The sequence below is a fragment of the Hymenobacter sp. UYCo722 genome, assembly GCF_040547115.1.
Classification (GTDB): Bacteria; Bacteroidota; Bacteroidia; order Cytophagales; family Hymenobacteraceae; genus Hymenobacter.
Window position 1 is genome coordinate 156,298 of sequence record NZ_JBEPPC010000002.1, and the last position, 19,569, is coordinate 175,866.

General features: G+C 61.7%; 17 protein-coding genes, 1 tRNA gene and 1 pseudogene. 13 read left to right on the top strand and 6 right to left on the bottom strand.

All coding sequences use genetic code 11. The features are described 5' to 3' along the window. The first annotated feature begins 165 nt into the window (after window positions 1–165). The 6 genes from ABIB44_RS06480 (at window position 166) to ABIB44_RS06505 (ending at window position 6,744) form a co-directional block, all read left to right on the top strand. Window positions 166–1,017: a (Fe-S)-binding protein gene (locus ABIB44_RS06480; protein ID WP_354584427.1), complete on the top strand. Its 852-nt coding sequence runs from the start codon at window positions 166–168 to the stop codon at window positions 1,015–1,017. 227 nt (window positions 1,018–1,244) lie between these two features. Next, window positions 1,245–1,757, top strand: coding sequence for a hypothetical protein (locus ABIB44_RS06485; RefSeq protein ID WP_354583820.1), 513 nt, complete (start codon window positions 1,245–1,247; stop codon window positions 1,755–1,757). A 91-nt stretch (window positions 1,758–1,848) separates the two neighbouring features. Further along, window positions 1,849–3,801, top strand: coding sequence for a CHU_0125 family OmpA-like outer membrane integrity protein (locus tag ABIB44_RS06490; protein ID WP_354583821.1), 1,953 nt, complete (start codon window positions 1,849–1,851; stop codon window positions 3,799–3,801). Window positions 3,802–4,089: 288 nt separating this feature from the next. Next, window positions 4,090–4,554 carry an aryl-sulfate sulfotransferase N-terminal domain-containing protein gene (locus ABIB44_RS06495; RefSeq protein WP_354583822.1) on the top strand — a complete coding sequence of 155 codons (465 nt, stop codon included), beginning with the start codon at window positions 4,090–4,092 and terminating at the stop codon, window positions 4,552–4,554. Then, the gene (locus tag ABIB44_RS06500; protein ID WP_354583823.1) at window positions 4,551–5,642 is read left to right on the top strand and encodes an aryl-sulfate sulfotransferase; all 1,092 of its coding nucleotides are present in this window, start codon (window positions 4,551–4,553) and stop codon (window positions 5,640–5,642) included. The genes ABIB44_RS06495 and ABIB44_RS06500 overlap by 4 nt, the downstream gene beginning before the upstream one ends. Before the next feature lie 76 nt (window positions 5,643–5,718). Then, window positions 5,719–6,744, top strand: coding sequence for a proline and serine-rich protein 1 family protein (locus ABIB44_RS06505; protein WP_354583824.1), 1,026 nt, complete (start codon window positions 5,719–5,721; stop codon window positions 6,742–6,744). Between the two features lie 109 nt (window positions 6,745–6,853). On the opposite strand, the gene ABIB44_RS06510 is transcribed toward ABIB44_RS06505, so the two are convergent. Next, window positions 6,854–7,327 carry a DUF4293 family protein gene (locus ABIB44_RS06510; protein WP_354583825.1) on the bottom strand — a complete coding sequence of 158 codons (474 nt, stop codon included), beginning with the start codon at window positions 7,325–7,327 and terminating at the stop codon, window positions 6,854–6,856. 90 nt (window positions 7,328–7,417) lie between these two features. Here ABIB44_RS06510 and ABIB44_RS06515 point away from each other — a divergent pair, with 90 nt between their 5' ends. Further along, entirely contained in the window at window positions 7,418–8,623 is a 1,206-nt protein-coding gene (locus ABIB44_RS06515; protein WP_354583826.1) for a thiolase family protein, read from the top strand. A gap of 154 nt (window positions 8,624–8,777) precedes the next feature. On the opposite strand, the gene ABIB44_RS06520 is transcribed toward ABIB44_RS06515, so the two are convergent. Next, window positions 8,778–9,341 (bottom strand): IS5 family transposase, encoded by a 564-nt coding sequence (locus tag ABIB44_RS06520; RefSeq protein ID WP_354583827.1) that lies wholly within the window; start codon window positions 9,339–9,341, stop codon window positions 8,778–8,780. After that, window positions 9,341–9,571 (bottom strand): annotated as a pseudogene (locus tag ABIB44_RS06525) (transposase); the annotation flags it as partial. The gene ABIB44_RS06520 and the pseudogene ABIB44_RS06525, both read right to left, overlap by 1 nt. 101 nt (window positions 9,572–9,672) lie before the next feature. Here ABIB44_RS06525 and ABIB44_RS06530 point away from each other — a divergent pair. The 4 genes from ABIB44_RS06530 (at window position 9,673) to truA (ending at window position 14,891) form a co-directional block, all read left to right on the top strand. Beyond that, window positions 9,673–9,879, top strand: coding sequence for a hypothetical protein (locus ABIB44_RS06530; RefSeq protein ID WP_354583828.1), 207 nt, complete (start codon window positions 9,673–9,675; stop codon window positions 9,877–9,879). A gap of 846 nt (window positions 9,880–10,725) precedes the next feature. After that, complete coding sequence (locus tag ABIB44_RS06535) at window positions 10,726–13,761, top strand: DUF8693 domain-containing protein (protein ID WP_354583829.1); 3,036 nt, start codon at window positions 10,726–10,728, stop codon at window positions 13,759–13,761. Between the two features lie 62 nt (window positions 13,762–13,823). After that, window positions 13,824–14,024 (top strand): PID-CTERM protein-sorting domain-containing protein, encoded by a 201-nt coding sequence (locus tag ABIB44_RS06540; RefSeq protein WP_354583830.1) that lies wholly within the window; start codon window positions 13,824–13,826, stop codon window positions 14,022–14,024. A gap of 111 nt (window positions 14,025–14,135) precedes the next feature. Beyond that, a complete protein-coding gene (gene truA, locus ABIB44_RS06545) occupies window positions 14,136–14,891 on the top strand; it encodes a tRNA pseudouridine(38-40) synthase TruA (RefSeq protein WP_354583831.1) in 756 nt (251 codons plus the stop codon). A 16-nt stretch (window positions 14,892–14,907) separates the two neighbouring features. On the opposite strand, the gene ABIB44_RS06550 is transcribed toward truA, so the two are convergent. Further along, on the bottom strand, window positions 14,908–15,996 hold the full coding sequence (locus ABIB44_RS06550) for a DUF5700 domain-containing putative Zn-dependent protease (protein ID WP_354583832.1): 1,089 nt from the start codon (window positions 15,994–15,996) through the stop codon (window positions 14,908–14,910). 130 nt (window positions 15,997–16,126) lie between these two features. Between ABIB44_RS06550 and ABIB44_RS06555 the strand changes: the two genes are divergently transcribed. Both ABIB44_RS06555 and ABIB44_RS06560 read left to right on the top strand, forming a co-directional pair. Further along, on the top strand, window positions 16,127–17,902 hold the full coding sequence (locus ABIB44_RS06555; protein ID WP_354583833.1) for an ABC transporter ATP-binding protein: 1,776 nt from the start codon (window positions 16,127–16,129) through the stop codon (window positions 17,900–17,902). Window positions 17,903–17,994: 92 nt separating this feature from the next. Next, the gene (locus tag ABIB44_RS06560; protein ID WP_354583834.1) at window positions 17,995–18,513 is read left to right on the top strand and encodes a hypothetical protein; all 519 of its coding nucleotides are present in this window, start codon (window positions 17,995–17,997) and stop codon (window positions 18,511–18,513) included. Window positions 18,514–18,598: 85 nt separating this feature from the next. Here ABIB44_RS06560 and ABIB44_RS06565 read toward each other — a convergent pair whose 3' ends face one another. Further along, on the bottom strand, window positions 18,599–19,258 hold the full coding sequence (locus tag ABIB44_RS06565; RefSeq protein ID WP_354583835.1) for an outer membrane beta-barrel protein: 660 nt from the start codon (window positions 19,256–19,258) through the stop codon (window positions 18,599–18,601). A gap of 130 nt (window positions 19,259–19,388) precedes the next feature. Continuing rightward, window positions 19,389–19,462 (bottom strand) — tRNA-Pro (locus tag ABIB44_RS06570). Window positions 19,463–19,569 lie beyond the last annotated feature (107 nt).

The window sequence follows — 19,569 nt, forward strand, 5'->3', positions numbered from 1 at the left end:
AGGAAGCATCTTATCACCGCTGCTTTTGTCTGATTTATTACTCACTGCTGCTCGGACGTGATAAGGTCCTTCGCTGCGCTCAGGATGACAGTCGTGTTGTCCATCCCTACCATGTCCCCAACCACTCCTGAAGCTCCCTCCAAAAAGCAAATCAACGTTCCCGTTATGGCCGATTTGGCGGCCCGCAACGAGTCGCCCGAAATCTTGTTCTGGGTGGGCTGCGCCGGCGCTTTCGATGACCGCTACAAGCGCGTGACCCGCGCCTTCGTGCGCATTCTCGACCACGTGGGCACCAACTACGCCGTACTTGGCCTGGAGGAAAGCTGCACCGGCGACCCCGCCAAGCGCGCCGGCAACGAGTTTTTGTTCCAGATGCAGGCCATGCAGAACATCACCACGATGAACGGTTACGGCATCAAGAAAATCGTGACGGCCTGCCCCCACTGCTTCAACACCATCAAGAACGAATACCCGGCGCTGGGCGGCGATTACGAGGTGATTCATCACAGCACGTATTTGCAGCAGCTCATCAACGAGGGCAAGGTAGGCGTGACCGGCGGCGAGAGCTTCAAAGGCCGCCGCATCACTTTCCACGACAGCTGCTACTTGGGCCGCGCCAACAACATCTACGAAGCCCCGCGCGATGTGCTGGCTGCCCTCGACGCCGACCTGGTGGAGATGAAGCGCAGCCGCGCCAACGGCCTGTGCTGCGGCGCGGGCGGGGCCCAGATGTGGAAAGAAGCCGAGCCGGGCAAGAAGGAAATTAACATCGAGCGCACCGAGGAAGCGCTGGCCACGCTCAGCGGCAAGGCCGAGGCGCTGGCCAACCTCGGCGGCGTGGAAACTGAAACCAGTGCCCCCGGCCCGCATGATTTGCAGGGCAGCATCATTGCCGTATCGTGCCCCTTCTGCATGACGATGATGAGCGACGGCGTGAAGAACAAGGAGCAGGAAAGCAAGGTGCAGGTGTTCGACCTGGCCGAGCTGGTGGCTTCGGCCGAAGGCATCAACGCGTAGTCTGACCCGAAGGAAGGCGTAGCTAACCGCGGATTTATCGGACTGAGCGGATTGCTCGGATTTTGTGGCCGACCTTGCGCCGCCGACCTGCCAATTGGCGGGTCGGCGGCGCAATTTTTATGCGGCATTTTTGTTGGGTAATGTGGCGGCTCCGCTGAGGTGTGAGGCCAGGAATCTCACAAAACCCGACTAACCCGCTCAATCCGATAAATCTGCAGCTCAGACATATGTACGTTGCTTTTGACCAGTTGCCCGCCACCGCCCGCGTGTGGATTTACCAGGCCAGCCGCCCGCTGACCAGTACCGAAACCATCGGTACTTTACCCGCCCTGGCCCGGTTTGCCGAGGAATGGACCAGCCACGGCCGCAACCTGCTGGCATCGGCCGAAGTGCTGCATCAGCATTTTCTGGTGCTGGGGCTCGATGAGGCCGTGGCCGGGGCCAGCGGCTGCTCCATCGACGCGTCGGTACGGTTTGTGGCCCAGCTCGAACAGCACCTGGGCCTGGAACTGCTGGAGAAGTCGCGGCTGGCTTTTTTGCAGCACGGCCAGGTTCAACTACTCGACCGGCGAATGCTAAAAGACGCCGTAGCCAGTGGAGCCATAACGCCCGAAACCTTATATTTCGACAATACCTTAGCTACGAAAGGTGCGCTGAACCAGCATTGGCCCTGCCCGGCTGGTACTACCTGGCTGGCTCGATACTTCGGGCCGGTAGTTCAAACGCCAGCGCTTACTTGAATCCTACCTAAACGTAGTATTATTGCTAACCCAAAGGGTTGGCCTCGAACTGCCTTCCCTGATTGCTTTCTTTCCTTCCCTCCGACCACCTATGAGTAAGCTATTATTTACCTGCGTCGCGGCCGGCTCGGTCGCGCTGCTAAGCAGCTGCGCCACTTCGGGCGGTATCAAGGGCGACAAGCCGTTTGCCCGGGGCCAATACGAGTTGGCCATTCCGCTCTACAAAGCCGAAGTAGCTAAGGGCCAGAACGCCGCTATTGCCAACTACCGCATCGGCGAGTCCTACCGGCTCTCGAACCGCGTCGAGTTGGCCGAGCCTTTCTACAAAGAGGCGCTCGGTGGCAAGGTAAAGAATGCAGACGCGGGCTTCTACTACGCTGAGGCCCTGCGCGCCAATGGGAAGTACGACGAAGCGGCGGCCCAATTCGCCGCCTACGCCGCTAGCGGCGGCAACCGCACCCTGGCCGCCCGGGCCGAGGCCGAGGGCAAAAACGCGCTGGCCAGCAAGGAGGTAGCCGCCATCAAAAACGCCTACGAGGTGATGCCGGTGGATGCCCTCAATTCACCGAGCTCCGACTTTGGCGGCAGCATGATGGCCAGCACCGGCGAGCTGGTCTTCGCCTCGGGCCGCGACAACCAGAAGAAATTTCTGGGCAATGGCGAAAGCTACACCGACCTATACGCCATCAAGTTCGACAACGCGGCTGCCATGACCGGCGGCACCGCCCGCAAGCTCGAAGGCCCGTTTAACTCCGAAACCCGGCTCGAAGCCAGCGCCACCTACACGCCGGATGGCCACACCATGGTATTTGCCCGCTCGAATACCGGCCGGAAAAACGACTACCAGGGCCCCGATGGCAGCAAAACCACGCTGCAGAGCGTCGACCTGTGGATTTCGTACTACAAGGCCGGGACCTGGAGCGAGCCCATGCTGGCCAACATCAACGACCGCACGGCCGACGATTTCTCGCCGGCGTTCGCCCCCGATGGCACCACGCTTTACTTCGCCTCGGGGCGCAAGGGCGGGCAGGGCGGCAACGACCTGTACCGCGCCACCCTGGGCCCGAACGGGCGCTTCTCGCCGGCCGAAAACCTGGGTGAAACCATCAACTCGGCCGGCAACGACAACTTCCCCGGCGTGGCCCCCGATGGCACCCTGTATTTTGCTTCGGATGGGCGGCCCGGCGTGGGCAAGCTCGACATCTTTATGGTGAAAAACGGCCAGCCCGTGAACCTGGGGGCCGACGTGAACAGCCCCGCCGACGACTTTGCCCCGGTACCCCTCACCAACGAAACCGGCCTGTTCAGCTCGAACCGGGCCGGCGGCAAGGGGTCCGACGACGAGTACATGTTCAAGAAGAAGTCGCTGAAACTGGTGACTTTTTACGCCGACGGCACCGTGCTGGAGCACGACGACAAGGCCAAAACCACCCTGCCCATCGCCGGTGCCAACGTGACGGTAACCAGTGCCAACGGCCAGCGCCAGACCGCCGTAAGCGGCCCCGACGGCAAGTTCAGCGTGATGCTGGATTCGGTGACGAACTACTCGCTCGTGGCCGAGCGGCCCGGCGACTTCGCTGCCCGCGCCAGCCTGAGCACCAACGGCCGCAAGCCCAGCCAGGCCCAGCTGCCCAACCCGATGAACGACGTGAGGCTGCCGGTTTCGCTCACGCTCAACAAAATTATCCTGGCCAAAGCCATTGAAGTCAAAGACATTCTCTACGACTACAACAAGTTCGATATCCGGCCCGATGCCGCCATTCGCCTCGATACGCTGGTGCAGACGCTGGTGGACAACCCCAAAATCAGCATCGAGCTGAGCTCGCACACCGACCAGCGCGGCAAGGATGCCTACAACCTCAAGCTCTCGCAGCAGCGCGCCCAGGCCGCCGTCGACTACATTGTGAGCAAGGGCGTCGACAAGGCGCGCATCACGGCGAGGGGCTACGGCGAAACCCGCCCCATCGTACTGAAGCCGACCAGTGAGGAGGAGTACCAGCGCAACCGCCGTACCGAGTTCAAGGTGACCAGGGTAGCCAACTAAACGGCTTCGCCCATACTGACTGCAACGCCCCCGCGACTTTAGTTGCGGGGGCGTTTTGCGTTGGGGTGAGCAGATGGGTGAACCCGGCAAACAGGCAGTTTAACTACTTTTTTGGGCGATTTTGCGGTAATAAGCCGCAAATGCAGTATAGCTTTGCATCCCTTTTCCACCAACGCTATATTTTTTACTACGGGCAATAAACCTGCCTGCCGACCGGCAGTCTAGCTACCAGCGAGCGGCCCCGACAGCCGCGCCGAATTTTCCCTTTTCTCCTTTATTTCTGCTTGCATGCGCTTCCGGGTCTTACACCTCGGCCTGGCCTTTATGGGCCTGCTCAACAGTTGCCGCCACGACGATGTGGTGGTGACACCCACCCCCACCGTTCGCCCGTTGGTGCTCACCACCAACAGCCTCGTGCTCAACCCCACCGGCTACGCCCCGCTGGCGGCAGAGCTGACCTTCCAGACCGCGGCGGCCGGCACCACCACGGTGGTAGTGCACGGCAAGCACGGCGAGGCTTCCGATGTGGTGCAGCGCTACCGCGATACCGGCACCACGCACGAGATACCCGTGCTGGGCCTGTACCCCGACTACACCAATACCGTCGACGTCACCTTTGCCTCCGAAGATGGCTGGCGGGTAGAGACCACCTCGCTGGAAATCACGACCGGGGCCTTGCCACCCAACCTACCCACCGCCATTGCCCCAACCACGCTGCCCCCGCCGGCCTGGGCAGCGCCCTCACGCTGGTGAGCAACTTCAGCGCCAACAGCCCGCAAATACCGCTGGTGGTGGATAACTACGGCGATATTCGCTGGGTGCTCGACTTCCGCGCCCACCCCGTGCTGCAGCGCTTGTCGTACGACTGCGGCATCAGCCACCTGCGCAACGGCAACTACTTGTTCGGCGATAAAACGACCAGCCAACTGTACGAAGTGACCGCGCTGGGTGAGCTGCTGAACACCTGGAAAATGCCCGGCTATACCTTTCATCACGAAGTTGTGGAAAAGCCCGACGGCAACTTTCTGGTGAACGTGAACAAAACCGGCAGCACGCACCCCGACGGCAGCCCAACGGTGGAAGACGTAATAATTGAGCTGAGCCGCACCTCGGGCAGCGTGACGCACGAGTGGGACCTGAAGCAACTGCTCGACGAAAACCGCCATGCGCTGGAGCCCGACCCCGTGGACTGGGCCCATACCAACGCCGTGGCCTACGACCCGGCCGACAACACGATAGTCGTTTCGGCCCGCTTTCAGGGGGTGGTGAAGCTAGGCTATGACGACCGCATTGTCTGGATACTGGCCCCCCACAAGGAATGGGGCAGCAACCGCCGGGGCGAAGACCTGAACAAGTTTCTGCTCACGCCGCTCGATGCCAGCGGCCAGCCCATTGCCGCCGCCGACGTGGCCCTGGGCACTACCAACCACGCCAGCTTCGAGTGGAACTGGTACCAGCATTCGCCCTGGCGCATGCCCAACGGCGACTGGCTGCTGTTCGACAACGGCACCCATCGCAACTTCGACCCCAACCCCGGCACCTACAGCCGCGCCGTAGCCTACCGCATCGACCCGGTGCGGCACACCGTGCAGCAGGTCTGGACTTACGGCAAGGACCGGGGTGCCGAAACGTATTCGTCCATCGTGTCGCGCGTTGAATTCCTGCCCGAGGTAAACCACGTGCGCTTTTGCCCCGGCTACCAGGTACCCACGGCCACCGGCACGGGCGGCAAAATCATCGAAGTCGACTACGCCACGCGGCAACCGGTTTTCGAGCTGAGCCTGACCACGGGCAACGGTTTCGGTTTCCATCGGGCCGACGCGACGCACTTCGGGCAATAGCGCCCGCGAACGTGGCACAGGTTTTGGAAATGGATTCCCGGCCGGAAGTTCCGGCCGGGAATTCTCGTTGAAAGCCATGAAAAAAGCGCTACTTCTGGGTCTGGTGGGCTGGCTGCTGGCCGCCCCCGTGCTGGCTCACCCGCCGGTGCCGGCCAATGTCAACTTTACTTCGGAGCGCGGCGTGGCCTTTGGGCTGGTGCTCGATGGGCGGCCCCTCACGCGGGGCGTGGCCCGGCAGGTACACGTCGACCAGCTGCTGCCCGGCGCGCACTGGGCCGACTTCACGCTGCTCACGCCCTACGGCGGGGCCGTGCGCTTCCGCAGCCGCGTGTGGCTGCAGCCCGGCCTCGAAACCTCGTTTGTGCTGGTGGCCCGGCCCGGCTGGCCCCTCAGCCTGCAGCAGGTGAACGCCGTGCCGCTGTGCGGCCCCGGCTACGGCGGCGGCAATGGCTACTACAACGGCAGCGGGCGCTACAACAGTCCCGCGCCCTACGGCCAGGGCGGTAGCTACGGCAGCCAGTACGGCTACGGCACCACCGACCCGTACAACAACGGCAATACTGGTTACGACGATGAGGACGACGACGGCGACGACAATGCCACGGCCCCCAACGGCGGCTACGGCAACAACCCGAACGCGCCCAACGGCAGCTACAACAACGCCCCGGCCCCCAACGGCGGCCCCGGCTACGGCACCCCAAACAACCCGAACGGCGGCTACGGCAACTACCCTCACAATCCCACTGGCGGCTACAACAACGGCCCCACGCTCGGCAGCTATCCCGGCACGGCCACGAGCAGCTACCGCCGGCTGGCCCCGCCCGACGTGGATGCGCTGGTAAGCACCGTGCAGGGCCGCATCGCGGAAGCCAGCAAGCTGACCGCCGCTAAGGACGGCCTGGCCCAGCGCAGCCTGCGGGCCGATGACCTGAGCCGCCTGCTGCGCAGCATCAACTCCGAAGCCTGCCGGATAGACCTGGCCACGTTCGCCTATTCGCACGTCAGCGACCCGGAGAATTTCAACCGCGTGTATACTGCCTTCGAAACCGAAAGCGGCCCCCGCACGGTGGAAGCCGCCATGCGCGGCAGCTCCCAACGCTAGGCCAGCTCGCCGCAGGCAAACACAAAGGAGGGCCGCTGTCGTCACGACAGCGGCCCTCCTTTGTGTTTGCCTGCATTCCACGCATCAAGTGGCACAAGGAACGACTAGTTTAGCGCAGGCGGTCGGCGCTGCGCACCAGCTGCTCGTCGCGGCGAATGAAGCGGTTGGCCAGCAGGTTTAGCACCAGCGCCAGGGTGGGCAGGTAGAAGGCAATCATAATCTGGCCTTCGAGCTTGATGTTGAGCAGCTGCTCGCCCTTGGTGTAGAACAGGAATTCGGCCCCGAGCGTGGCCGTAATGAGCAGCAGGTTGACGGTGCCCAGCAGCAGCTGGCGCAGCCGATGGCGGAACTGGAAAATCTCATAAACCGCCAGCGCGGCCGAGGCGGCGGCCAGCGTGCCAATCAGCCACACCGGGCCGGGGTTGGCGGGCAGGTTCACCCCCTTGCTCACGTAGCCGAAGGCCGTGAGGGTTAGCTCCTGGCCGGTGAGGGGGTCTATTTTGTGCCACAGCGGCAACGCCAGCAGGCTCAGCATGGCCAGGGCCAGCAGCAGTAAAAACACGCTTTGGATTCTTTGTATCATCTTTGTTGTCGTGAAAGAAAAGGCCCGGGCTTGTGCCGGGGCCACAAATTTAGTCCCATCCGGCGCTTGCGCCGCTATTGATACCCTCTAATGCCGAATGCTTATATCGTGGATGCCGTGCGCACCCCGATTGGAAAATTTGGCGGCGCGCTCAGCAGCGTCCGCCCCGACGATTTAGCCGCCCATGTGCTCCGCGAGCTCATGCGCCGCAACCCATCCGTTGATAAAAATGCCATTGAGGACGTGATTATCGGCGCCGCCAACCAAGCCGGTGAAGACAACCGCAACGTGGCCCGCATGGCCGCCCTGCTGGCCGGCCTGCCCGTAACCGTGCCCGGCAACACCGTGAACCGCCTGTGCGCCTCTGGCCTGCAGAGCATCATGGACGCCGCCCGCGCCATAAAGTGCGGCGAGGGCGACGTGTACCTGGCCGGCGGAGCCGAGAGCATGACCCGCGCGCCGTTCGTGATGGCCAAGTCGGAGTCGGCCTTCGGGCGCGAGCTCACGGCCCACGACACCACGCTGGGCTGGCGCTTCATCAATGCCAAGCTGAGCAAGCTGCACTACCCCTTCGCCATGGGCCAGACGGCCGAGAACGTGGCCAAGCAGTACAATGTGACCCGCGAGGAGCAGGATTTCTTCGCCTTCGAAAGCCAGCGCAAATACGCCCGCGCTCTCGAAAAAGGCCGCTTCCGCAAGGAAATCGTGCCCGTGTTCATTCCCCGGCCCAAGGGCGACACCGCCCTGTTCGATGCCGACGAGCAGCCCCGCTTCTCGCCCTTGGAGAAGTTGGCCACCCTCAAGCCCGCCTTCCAGCCCGAGGGCGGCACCGTGACGGCTGGCAACTCGGCCGGCATCAACGACGGCGCGGCCGCCGTACTGATGGTGAGCGAGGAAGCCCTGAAGCGTTACAACCTGAAGCCCCTGGCGCGGGTAGTCGCCTCGGCCGTGGCCGGCGTCGACCCCTCGGTGATGGGCCTGGGGCCAATTCCCGCCACGCAAAAGGTGCTGGAGCGCGCCGGCCTCACCATCGCCGACATCGACCTGATTGAGCTCAACGAAGCCTTCGCCGCCCAGAGCATTGCCTGCGTGCGCGAGTTGGGCCTCGACATGGCCAAAGTGAACGTGAACGGCGGCAGCATTGCCATGGGCCACCCGCTGGGTAGCTCGGGCGCGCGCATCACGGCCACGCTGCTGCACGAGATGCACCGCCGCGGCGAAGGCATGCGCTACGGCTTGGCCGTGATGTGCGTAGGCGTGGGCCAGGGCGCAGCCGTGATTTACGAGAAGCTGTAGGAGCGGTCTGGCGGTCGCCTCACCCCCGGCCTCAGAGTTGATGCGTGCTTGTTTTGTTGCCCTCTAGGTGCGCCTCATTGCCTAACCACTTCTCCGAAGAGGAGAAGGGCTACTAGCTCTATTCCTTTCTTCTGACTTTTTTTAAGACTGAAAACTAAGGAGTGTTAACAATTAAAGCTAGGTTAGGGCGGCAATCAGGCAGCAGGCAGCAGGCAGCAAAATAGTTGGCGGCCCGCTTATCAAAGCGGGTTGCCACGGCTCGAAAGCGTCTCAAGCCGTTGATGGCGCGTTCAATCTGGTTTCGTTCCTTATAAATCTCCGCATCGTGTGCGACCGCGATTGTCCGGTTTTTCTTGCTTGGAATCACGCCCTCAGCTCCAGCCTGCGCGATTCGGTTGCGCACATAATCCGCGTCGTAAGCCCGGTCAGCCAACACGGCTTGCCCGGCCCGTAAGTGGCCCACGAGCATGCCCGGGGCTTGTGGGCAGTCACCGGCTTGCCCGCCCGTCAAGGCCAGGGCGCAAATCCGGCCGTAGACGTCGCAACTGAGATGGAGCTTGCTCGTGAAACCGCCCCGGCTGCGGCCGAGCGCCTGGCCAACGGGGCTGTCTTTTTTTTCGCGCCGCCAGCTACCTGGTGCGCCCGTACGGCCGTCGAGTCGACCATGAGCCGGTGCAAACCCGCCGCGTTTTGCACCTGGGCCAGCACCCGGGGCCACACCCCGGCTTGGCGCCAGCGCCAAAACCGGGCGTACACCGTGTGCCAGGGCCTAAACCGCTCGGCCGGCAAGTCGCGCCACGACACGCCGCAGTGGGCCCGCCACAGCACTGCCTCCACAAACAAACGCGTATCGCGGGCCGTCGTGCCCGGCGATTGGGCTTGCCCAGGCAAGAGCGGCGAAAGCCCCTCCCATTGCGAATCGGTCAACAAACTGCGGTCTTTATTCACGCCCAAAGGTTGTCCCTAACTGTAAACACCCCCTAGCTTATTTAAATGGGGACCGTCGACTCGATATCATCACGGCAAACTATGGCACCAGTTCGGCAAGTGTGCTCCTTAACACCGGCACCTATACGCCCCTGGCCACCGCCCGCCCCGCCGCCGCCGATGTAGTCGTTTCACCCAACCCCGCCCACGACGGCTTCACGGTGCAGCTGCCGGCCGGGCTCGCTTCTGGCCCGGCCGAGCTACTAAATAGCTTGGGTCAAGTGGTGCGCTGCTCGGCCGTGGGCGGGACCGCCAGCTTCCGCGTCTAAACCGCCGGGCTGGCCCCGGGACTCTACACGTTGTGGCTGCAAACCAGCAGTGCAACGTTGGCCCGGCGCGTGGTAGTGGAGTAGCCGGTGCTGAGCCGCCTTTCGGGTGAGTCCCCGCTGCCGGGTAGGCAGTGGGGCATTTTGCGTTTTGGTCTTGCTGGCTGCCTTTCCTTTCCACGCGCCTGATGCTGCGCTGCGAGTTGCGCCCGACCAACTGGGGCGTAGGGAGCCGCGCGCTCGGGGGTGGCCGGTACAAACCAAGCCTAGTAACCCTCAGACTTGGCACTGGTAGCGGGCGTGCCCGCTGCTACACCCGTTGCGCCAAATCTGCTCACCGCCGCAACGAGCGTAAGAATGTCAGGTATTTATACTTGTCGGGAAGTAAAATGCGAGAACGATGTAGCGACGCAACCTTTCGCGTCGAACGAGTATCCAACGGCGCGTACGGGAGCCGCGAAGGGCCGCGTCGCTACATCGTTCTCGCATTTTACTTCCCGACAAGTATAGCATCAGTGCAGCACGAATCGCACGCAACCCGCCCCCAAATAAACATGTTCATATCGTAGCATAGCCGTGATTTTACACCGTGCTTTGTGGTAATAATCCCACTGCTAGGTTTTAGTATTCTGCTCTCGCTTTTTCGACACGGCACACTCTTCTGGAAGGCTGCCTGAGAAAGCTGGACGCCTTTACCTAACGGCTGTTATCACCGGCCAGCTATTGTTCTCCTGCTTTATGGGTTGACGGAGTTCGTTACCAGTGAGCAGCGCTGCTTTTTTACGTCGCTACTTTTTCCTTTTCCATTTTAGTTCTCCCCCATTCACCTTCATTTCTCAGTACCCCTTTATGACCAAAAAGCTACAACGCATCATCAGTAGAGGCCTTATGGTGTGCTCGCTGGTAGCCCTCTTTGCCAAGCCCTCCGCGGCACAGGCACCGCTCTATTCCGCAGTGGCCGTCAGCGACGCCGGTACTGGCAACAACATTGGCCAGGCTAACACCAGCCGCAACGTGGCTGTGGACAATACGGGTGCCATCTACGTGGTGTTCTCGGGCTCGACGGGCATTCGCGTGGCCAAGAGTACGACCCGCGGCCAGTCCTACTCGGCTTCGGTGCTGATAACAACCCAAAACTCAGAAGCCGAAATTCACGCTGCCAGCAACGGCACCATCTACGTAGCGTGGTCCAATGGTACAACCGTAGGGTTTTCTTACAGCACCACTGCGGGGGCCAGCTTCTCGGCACCGGTGACGCTGGGTAGCGGTGGCCCGGCACACATTTCCAGCTTCGGTAGCAACGTATATGTACTGCCTCAGGGCGGGAGTGTGCTCTTCCGCAATGGCAGCAATGGTATGGGCGCGTTCTCGACGACGACCATGAGCAGAAGCTATGTTTATGCGGATGTTTTCGCACATCCGCAAACCGGGGATGTGTACGTTGTTGCCGACGACCCAACTCTTTACCTACTTAAAAGCACCAACGCAGGGGCCAGTTTTGCAAGCGTTGCGATAAACCCGGCTACAGCGCTTATCTATTATTCTTCTTACACACTATCTGTCGGACCGATGGGCAGCTTCATTTTTGGGGGCGGCAATTCAGACAATGGCAACACGGGGTATAAAATAAACGTTGCCAACGGCACGGCACCTAGCATTGTGCTGGCCAATAATTCCGATGCCCAGGGTCGCACGTTGGTATCGGACGAATTTGGCAACTTCGTGGACGGCTATTACAATGGCGGCAGTGTGGGTTTCCGCGTCAGTTATAACCAAGGCAACACCTTCCAGCCCGCCGTAACGGTTGCTACTGCGACGAGCCAGAATTTGGCCCGTAACCCTTCATTTCAGGACGTAGTATCGGTGTACACCACTCCCAGTGGCGTATTCAGTACCGTATACGGCAACATTCTGCCTGGTGCCAACGACCTGGTGATTTCCACTCCTCAGAACGTGCCGCAGGGCGTGTACAACAACATTACCGTGACTGGCACAGGCGTAGCCACCCTCACCGGCGCTGTGCAGATTAACAATGCACTGACCGTGGCTTCGGGCGGCGTGCTGAACACTAACTGCCTAGCCCTAACCGGCCCCGGCACCTTCTCGCTGGCAGCCGGTGCTACGCTCAGCATCTGCGACGCGGCGGGCATCACGGCCAGCGGCGCTACCGGCGCGGTGCAAACCCTGGGTGGCCGCACGTTTTCCAACGACGCAACATACATATACAACGGCACAGCGGCCCAGGCCACTGGCAATGGCCTGCCCACCCAGGTGCGCAACCTAACTACCACCAACGCCAACGCCCTGATTTTGACTGCGCCCACTAGCGTAACGCAGGTTTTGGCCGTGGGCGGCACCGGCAACATGGTGCTTGGTAGTCAGGCCCTAACCTTGCTTTCTTCGGCTGCGGGTACGGCCCTGGTTGTGAACTCCAGTACGGGCGTGGTGAGCGGCAACACGGCCACCGTGCAGCGTTACATCAGCTCGGCCAACACGGGGCTGGGCTACCGCCACTACAGCGCCCCGGTGAGCGGCTCGACGGTGGCCGACCTGGCCACGGCCGGCTTTACTCCCCAAACTAGCCAAGGCGACACGTACAACGCCTCGGCCATGCCAGGCACCGTGATGCCCTTCCCTACCGTGTTTGCCTACGACCAGGCCCGCGTGGCCCTGACCAATGCCTTCACGCCCTTCGACCGCGGCTTCGTGGTGCCCAGCGCCAGCAATCCCCAGATTGACCTGAACTTGGCCGTGGGCCGCGGCTACGCCGTCAACATTGCCGGCACCGAGCTGGTCGATTTTGTTGGCACGCTCAATACCGGCAACCGTACGCTCACACTAGCCCGCAACGCGGCTGGCAGCGTCAACGAAAGCGAGGCCGGCTGGCACCTAGTGGGCAATCCCTACCCCGCGCCGATTGACTACTCGCTGGTGGCCCCGGCCAATACCAACCTGGAAAACGCCATGTACGTGTTCGAAAGCGCCGACCAGTACACCGGCACGTACCGCAACTACGTCAACGGCATCCCGGCTACCAACCGCTTCGTGGCCAGCAGCCAGGGCTTTTTTGTGCGGGTGATGACCGGCCAGACCAGCGGCACGCTCAACTTCCAGAACAATCAGCGCGTGACCGACCCCACGACGCAGGTGCCCTTCAGCCGCGGCACGGCCGATTCCCGCTCCCTGGTGCAGCTCGACCTGCGCGGCACCACCGGTACGGCTGACGCGTTCTACGCATATGCCGAAACCGGTGCCTCGTCCGCTTTCGATGCCGCGTTTGATGCCCGTAAGCTGCCCAACTCCACCGGCTTGAACTTGGCCAGCGTGGCCAGCACTGGTGAGACGCTCTCGATTGATGGCCGCTCCGTGTTCAACGCCGCCACCGTGCTGACCTTGAACGTGGGTGTGCCCGCCGCCGGCACCTACACCTTTGCCGCCGTGGCCCTGAACAACATGCCCGCTGGCCTCGACGCCTTCCTGAGCGATGCTCAGACCGGGCAGACCGTGAACCTGCGCACCCAGCCCAGCTATATCTTTAGCGTAACGGCCACCCAGGCCACTGCCCTACTCGTGGGCCGCTTCGCGCTGCGCTTCACGGCTTCGGCCCTGGCCACGGCTCCTGCCCTGACGGCCGCGCAAGTGGAACTGTACCCCAACCCGGTCCACGCCCGCTTCGCAGTGCTCATGCCCGGCGTGAGCGGCGCTTCGACCGTGCAGGCCGAGTTGGTGAACAGCCTGGGCCAGGTAGTGCGCCGCCAGTCGGCGGCGCTGCCCGCCAGCGGTGCTACGCTCACCGTGGAAACGGGCGAGTTGGCGGCTGGCGTGTACACGCTGCGCCTGCTGGCTGGACCCACCACCCTGACCAAGCGCGTCGTCATTCAATAACGCTGAGTGGTGCGTGGCGGGCCCCGCCCGTCGCGCATTGCTTGCTCCTGCTTTTTACTAATATGAACAAGTCCCTGAAACCGATTTTCCTGACCCTAGCCCTGCTGCTGATTGGAGGACTGGCTTTTGCCCAGGCTCCAGCCGACGGCGGCCCTTCGCCCACTGGTCCCACGGCCATCCCGCTCGACGGCGGGGCTTCGCTGCTGCTGGCCGGCGGTGTTGCCTACGGCCTGCGCCGTCTCCGGCAGCGCCGCCAGAAGTAGCCGCTTGCTGGTTCCCAACGACGGACAATGTCCGCTAAGCCCCCGTTGCCATTAGGCAGCGGGGGCTTTTTATTGGTCGGCCGGCGCACTCCGGCCGTACTTTTGCGGACCATGCGCTATTTCCTGCACCTAGCCTACGACGGCACCTCCTACTGCGGCTGGCAGATTCAGCCGGGCATGCCCACCGTGCAGGCGGCCCTCGACCGCTGCCTGACGCAGATACTGCGCCAGCCCACCTGGTGCCTGGGTAGCGGCCGCACCGACAGCGGCGTGCACGCCAGCCACCAGGTGGCCCACTTCGATGCCGACCTGCCCGATACTCTGCCGCTCGACGTGCTGCTCTATCGCCTGCGCCGGGCCCTGCCGCCCGACATCGGGGCCCTGCACCTGCACCCCGTACCGGCCGATGCCCACGCCCGCTTCTCGGCCGAGGAGCGCAACTACGAGTACTTCGTGGTGACGCAGCCCGACCCTTTCCGCCGCGACCAGGCCCTGTACGTAGACCGGCCCTTGGACATCGCTGCCATGAACGAGGCCGCCGGCTACCTCGTGGGCCAGTTCGATTTCACGTCCTTCTCGAAAGTAAAAGGTGGCGAAAACCACTACGTTTGCTACTGCACCGCCGCCGGCTGGCACCCCGCGCCGGGCGGCTGGGTATTCCGCATCCGGGCCAACCGCTTCGTGCGGGGCATGGTGCGGCTGGTGGTGGGCACCCTGCTTGACGTGGGCCGGGGCAAGCTGACGCCCCGCCAGTTTCAGGAGCTGCTCTGGGCCCAGCGGCGCGTGGATGCCGGCGGCGCGGCCCCGGCCCGGGGCCTGTTCCTGAGCCGGGTGGAATACGCGGACGGAGTGGTACCGGAGGAGTAGCGCAAATCAGCTAAACTCAAGCGGCAGCTTTGGCAGCCTGGGATTTGATGTACTTACGCTCCAGCTCTTTGAGGTAACGAATAGCCGTTTCGGAAAAACGGGGGAGTTGGGTTTTGTCCTTCTTAGCCGCTTTCTGATAAAGGAGCACGAAGGCAAAGGGGTTGTCGGACTGCGCAATCATCTGCCGGCCGTAGCCGTTGCGCACGATGGCACTCGACATGAAGAAACCCGGCAAATGGCCGTTCGAGCCGTTGGACAGCTGCCGGTACCACCGAAGTGAGGCCGCGGCTCCCCCGCGCGCGCGCACCTGAATGGCAGAATCCAGGCAGTGGATGAAGTGCGGAGCGGGAGTCATGAGCCAGTCCCGGATGCCGCGCGGGTCGTCGGGCAGGGCCATCGTCGGGGCCTTATCAATCTGGTCGGCAATGCCCTCGTTCCGCATACTGGTCATGAAGTAAAGCAGGGCCTGGTCGTCGGGCGCAATGGGGCCGAAGTCGCGGTGGGGCTGGAGCTGGTGATACATCTCGTGGCCTTCTAGGATGCCGGGCTTCACCTCACTGGCATCGAGCAAGCCCCGCAGGCTGTAGATAATGCCCTCGTCCTGCGAGGTGGCATCGTTGCCCAGCGCCTCGTAATAGAGTTTCAGGTCGCGTACGCGGGTACGGTTGGCCGGGGGTAGCTGCGCGTAAGCGTTCTGGTACATCAGGTCGACGGCCACGGCATTCTGGGTGAGGCTGGCCACGTAGCGGCGGTACGCGGGCTCGCGCTCTTTGTAATCGTTCACCACCAAGTAGTACCACACCTGGGCATCCAGCTTGGCCCGGCGCAGCGAATCGTAGCGCGGCATGTACACGACTTCCATGACTTTGCGGTAAAACACCAAATCGGCGGCCGAATAGATACCCCGCACGTACAGCTTATTGCCGGGAATTTCCAGAAAATCCAGCCACACCTGGTCGGTGAGAGGCTTATTCTGCCGCAGGCCGTCGGTTATTTCCCAGTACCGCGTCACGGCATCGACGTTGATGGATTGGGCACGGCCCGCGAAGGCAGTAACCAGCAGCAAGCCCAGACCAAAGCCCAGGCGGCGTAGAAACAGCAGCATAAAAAAGTGGAAAGAAGGTGGAGTAGGCCCTAAAGATGGGGCTTGCATCCGAAAAAGCAACCCGCGGCCGGCGAGCCGGTCGCGAACACCGCTCGCCACTGCTTGTTCTTACCGACCTTTGCCCCTACTTATGGACCCCACCACTTCCGCCACCAAAACCGGCCAGGTCTTCGACTGGGCCGTGCTGCGCCGCCTGCTGGGCTACGTGCGCCCCTACCGGCGCGTATTCATCGGCCTGATTGTGCTCACTGTGGCCACGGCCGTGCTGGGCACGCTACGGCCATTTCTCATTCAGCGCATGGTCGATGTCAGCATCGAGCAGGGCGACATGAAGAGCCTGAACACCATGTTTCTGCTGCTGCTGGTGCTACTGGTGGCCCACGCCGGCGTGAGCTATCTGCAGACGTATTACGGCGGCTGGTTGGGCCAGTACATTGTGCGCGACATCCGCACCGACCTCTATCAGCACCTGCTCAGCCTCAAGCTCAAGTTCTTCGACCAGACGCCCATCGGCGTGCTCGTCACGCGCAATATTTCTGACGTCGAAACGCTGTCCGACGTATTCAGCGAGGGTTTGGCGGCGATGGTGGGCGATATTCTGCAGCTGCTCTTCATCATGGCCTTCATGTTTTACATCGACTGGCGGCTTACCCTCATCAGCCTGTCCGTGATTCCGCCGCTGCTCTTCTCGACCTACGTGTTTAAGGAGAAAATCAAGGGCTCGTTTCAGGATGTGCGTACGGCCGTCGCCCAACTCAACTCCTTCGTGCAGGAGCACCTGACGGGCATGAACGTGGTCCAGATTTTCAACAACGAGGAGCGCGAGTACCGCAAGTTCGAAGCCATCAATAAGCGGCATACCGACGCCAATATCCGCTCGGTGCTCTACTACAGCATTTATTTTCCGGTGGCCGAGGTGCTGGGAGCCGTGGGGGTGGGCCTACTGGTGTGGTACGCGGCGCAGGGCCAGATTGAGGGCTCGATTTCGAAGGGTGCCCTCATCGCCTTCATCATGTACAACGCGCTGTTCTTTCGCCCCATCCGCCAGATTGCCGACCGGTTTAACACCCTGCAGTTGGGCCTGGTAAGCACCGAACGGCTGCTCAAGCTGCTCGACAACCAGGACATTATTGCCACCACCGGCACCTTTGCCCCCGCCGAGCTGAAGGGCGACGTGGAATTCCGGCACGTGCGCTTCGCCTACAACGAGCCCGATTGGGTGCTCAAGGACATCAGCTTCCACGTGAAGCCCGGCCAGACCATCGCCTTTGTGGGCGCTACCGGTGCGGGTAAAACCAGCATTATCAATCTGCTCAGCCGTTTCTACGACATTCAGGAAGGCAGTATCCTCATCGACGGCCGCGACCTGCGCGACTACGACCTGAGCCTACTGCGCCGCCAGATTGGCGTGGTGCTCCAGGATGTGTTCCTGTTCGCCGGCAGCATCCGCGACAACATCACGCTCGGTAACCAAGCCATCACCGACGCGCAAATTTGGGAAGCGGCCGACCTCGTGGGGGCCCGCCGCTTCATCGAACGCCTGCCCGAAGGCCTCGGCTACCCCGTGATGGAGCGCGGGGCCACGCTGTCGGTGGGCCAGCGCCAGCTCATCAGCTTCGTGCGGGCTATGGTGTACCAGCCCCATATCATCGTGCTCGACGAGGCCACGTCCTCCGTCGATTCCGAAACCGAGGAACTGATTCAGGAAGCCATCGAAAAGCTGATGCAGGGCCGCACCTCGCTCGTCATCGCCCACCGCCTGAGCACCATCCAGAAAGCCGATAAAATTATTGTGCTGGACAAGGGCGAAATCAAGGAAACCGGCACCCACGAAGAACTACTGCGCCTCGAGGGTGGCTACTACGCCCAGCTCTACCGCATGCAATACGTAGTTAGTGGTGAATGATTAATGGTGAGTGGTTAATGTCGTAGCGTGAAAATTCGCTGCGCTTTCCACCCTTTCAATTAACCATTTACCTCTCACCATCAATCACTAAAATGCGTTACCTCTTTCTCGGCATCATTCTGCTCACCCTCCTCGCGGCCGGCACCTACGCCTACCTTGGCGGCACCAAGGAGCCAAAAGTCACCCTCGAAACTACTACTGCGCCGCTGTACCTGGCCGGGCAGCCCTTCCACGGCAAGGTTACCGGCGATGCGTTCGGCAACCTCTTCCGCCAGGCCAAGGATGCCCAGACCCGTCTGCACGGCGACCTGACTAACCTCTACCTCAACGACCCCGAAACGGCCCACGACACTATTCGCGCCTTCATCGGCCTCAGCCTGGCCGATACCACGCAGCCGCTGCCCGCCGGCTTCCGCTACCGCGTGGTGCCGGCCGGGCAGCGTGTGTTGGCCGCCCGCCTGCGCGGCGTGAGCTACCTAATGGCCCCCAACAAACTATACCCCGCCGCCTTCGAAGCCGTAAAAAACCAGAAACTGACGCAGCGCGGCGACTTCTACCTCGAACGCTTCGGGGCCGACGAGGAATCGGAGGTTTGGGTGGGAGTGAAATAAGGCCAGCTACCGGCATTACAGCGCACAAAAAAGCCTCCCATCCAGTAGGGGCGGAAGGCTTTTTGCTGGTTATAAGTATTCTGCCTTAGCGGCCGAAGTACCAAGTGCCGCCGAACTGCAGCTGGCTCAGCCCGAAGCTGGCCCCGAAATCGGTGGTAATCCGCTCGTTGGAATTGGGCGTTTCCTTCAGCCGGCTATAAGCCAGGTTGCCCACGGTGGCGCTGATACCCAGCTTTGGAATAGGGAAGTAAACGATGCCCGGCGTCAGGCTGGCGTAGTAACCCTGTTGCTTGTTTTCGGCAGCGCTCATATTCCCAGCCGGCCCATAAATGTTGGTGGTGCGGTTATACTGATAACCGGCCCCAAAGGTACCGACCAGCCCAAACTGGTCAGTCAGCATTTTGTAGTATTGCACGTAGGCCCCGCTCCGGAAAGTTATACTAGGAGTAAGGTTCGAGAGGTTGTTCGAAAAGGGGCTGGTGTACGTATTTTTAGTAGCGGTATAGCTCAGGTTTAAGCCAACGGCGAGGTTGTCGGCCACAAAATAGCCCACGGAGGGTGCAAGCTGGAACTGGCTGCTTACCGACTCACCGGTTTGGCCAATTGATATCTGCTGAGCCTGCGTGTGCCGGTAGTAGCCCACGTTGCCCCCAAGCGACACGGTACCCGCCGGAATAGCCGTTTGGGCGTGCGCTGCCGTAGCGGTGCCACCCAGCAAAGCAAGCAATAGAAGGTTGGTTTTCATGGAAAAGAAGGAAGAAAAAATGGGGTTAAAATGATAGAAGACTCCGCAACGCAATTGAGTCGCGTTGCCGTATGGGGATGAGCAAAAAAAGACCCTTTCCGTTGCCAGAAAGGGTCTTTTTATTTTCGGGTCGGGGTGGCAGGATTCGAACCTACGGCCTCGTCGTCCCGAACGACGCGCGCTACCGGGCTGCGCTACACCCCGAAAGCCAGCCGATGGGACAACTGGTTTTCTGTTTCCAATAGTAGCGGCCGAAAAAAGCCTTCGAACCCGAGAGTTCGAAGGCTTTTGAGAGAGCGGCTGCTCTTCCG

What these genes read in the sequence shown, in the direction of transcription:
- ABIB44_RS06480 (WP_354584427.1), top strand. Translation starts at nt 166, where the DNA reads ATGGCCGATTTGGCGGCCCGCAACGAGTCGCCCGAAATCTTGTTCTGG.
- ABIB44_RS06485 (WP_354583820.1), top strand. Translation starts at nt 1,245, where the DNA reads ATGTACGTTGCTTTTGACCAGTTGCCCGCCACCGCCCGCGTGTGGATT.
- ABIB44_RS06490 (WP_354583821.1), top strand. Translation starts at nt 1,849, where the DNA reads ATGAGTAAGCTATTATTTACCTGCGTCGCGGCCGGCTCGGTCGCGCTG.
- ABIB44_RS06495 (WP_354583822.1), top strand. Translation starts at nt 4,090, where the DNA reads ATGCGCTTCCGGGTCTTACACCTCGGCCTGGCCTTTATGGGCCTGCTC.
- ABIB44_RS06505 (WP_354583824.1), top strand. Translation starts at nt 5,719, where the DNA reads ATGAAAAAAGCGCTACTTCTGGGTCTGGTGGGCTGGCTGCTGGCCGCC.
- ABIB44_RS06510 (WP_354583825.1), bottom strand. Translation starts at nt 7,327, where the DNA reads ATGATACAAAGAATCCAAAGCGTGTTTTTACTGCTGCTGGCCCTGGCC.
- ABIB44_RS06515 (WP_354583826.1), top strand. Translation starts at nt 7,418, where the DNA reads ATGCCGAATGCTTATATCGTGGATGCCGTGCGCACCCCGATTGGAAAA.
- ABIB44_RS06535 (WP_354583829.1), top strand. Translation starts at nt 10,726, where the DNA reads ATGACCAAAAAGCTACAACGCATCATCAGTAGAGGCCTTATGGTGTGC.
- ABIB44_RS06540 (WP_354583830.1), top strand. Translation starts at nt 13,824, where the DNA reads ATGAACAAGTCCCTGAAACCGATTTTCCTGACCCTAGCCCTGCTGCTG.
- truA (WP_354583831.1), top strand. Translation starts at nt 14,136, where the DNA reads ATGCGCTATTTCCTGCACCTAGCCTACGACGGCACCTCCTACTGCGGC.
- ABIB44_RS06550 (WP_354583832.1), bottom strand. Translation starts at nt 15,996, where the DNA reads ATGCTGCTGTTTCTACGCCGCCTGGGCTTTGGTCTGGGCTTGCTGCTG.
- ABIB44_RS06555 (WP_354583833.1), top strand. Translation starts at nt 16,127, where the DNA reads ATGGACCCCACCACTTCCGCCACCAAAACCGGCCAGGTCTTCGACTGG.
- ABIB44_RS06560 (WP_354583834.1), top strand. Translation starts at nt 17,995, where the DNA reads ATGCGTTACCTCTTTCTCGGCATCATTCTGCTCACCCTCCTCGCGGCC.
- ABIB44_RS06565 (WP_354583835.1), bottom strand. Translation starts at nt 19,258, where the DNA reads ATGAAAACCAACCTTCTATTGCTTGCTTTGCTGGGTGGCACCGCTACG.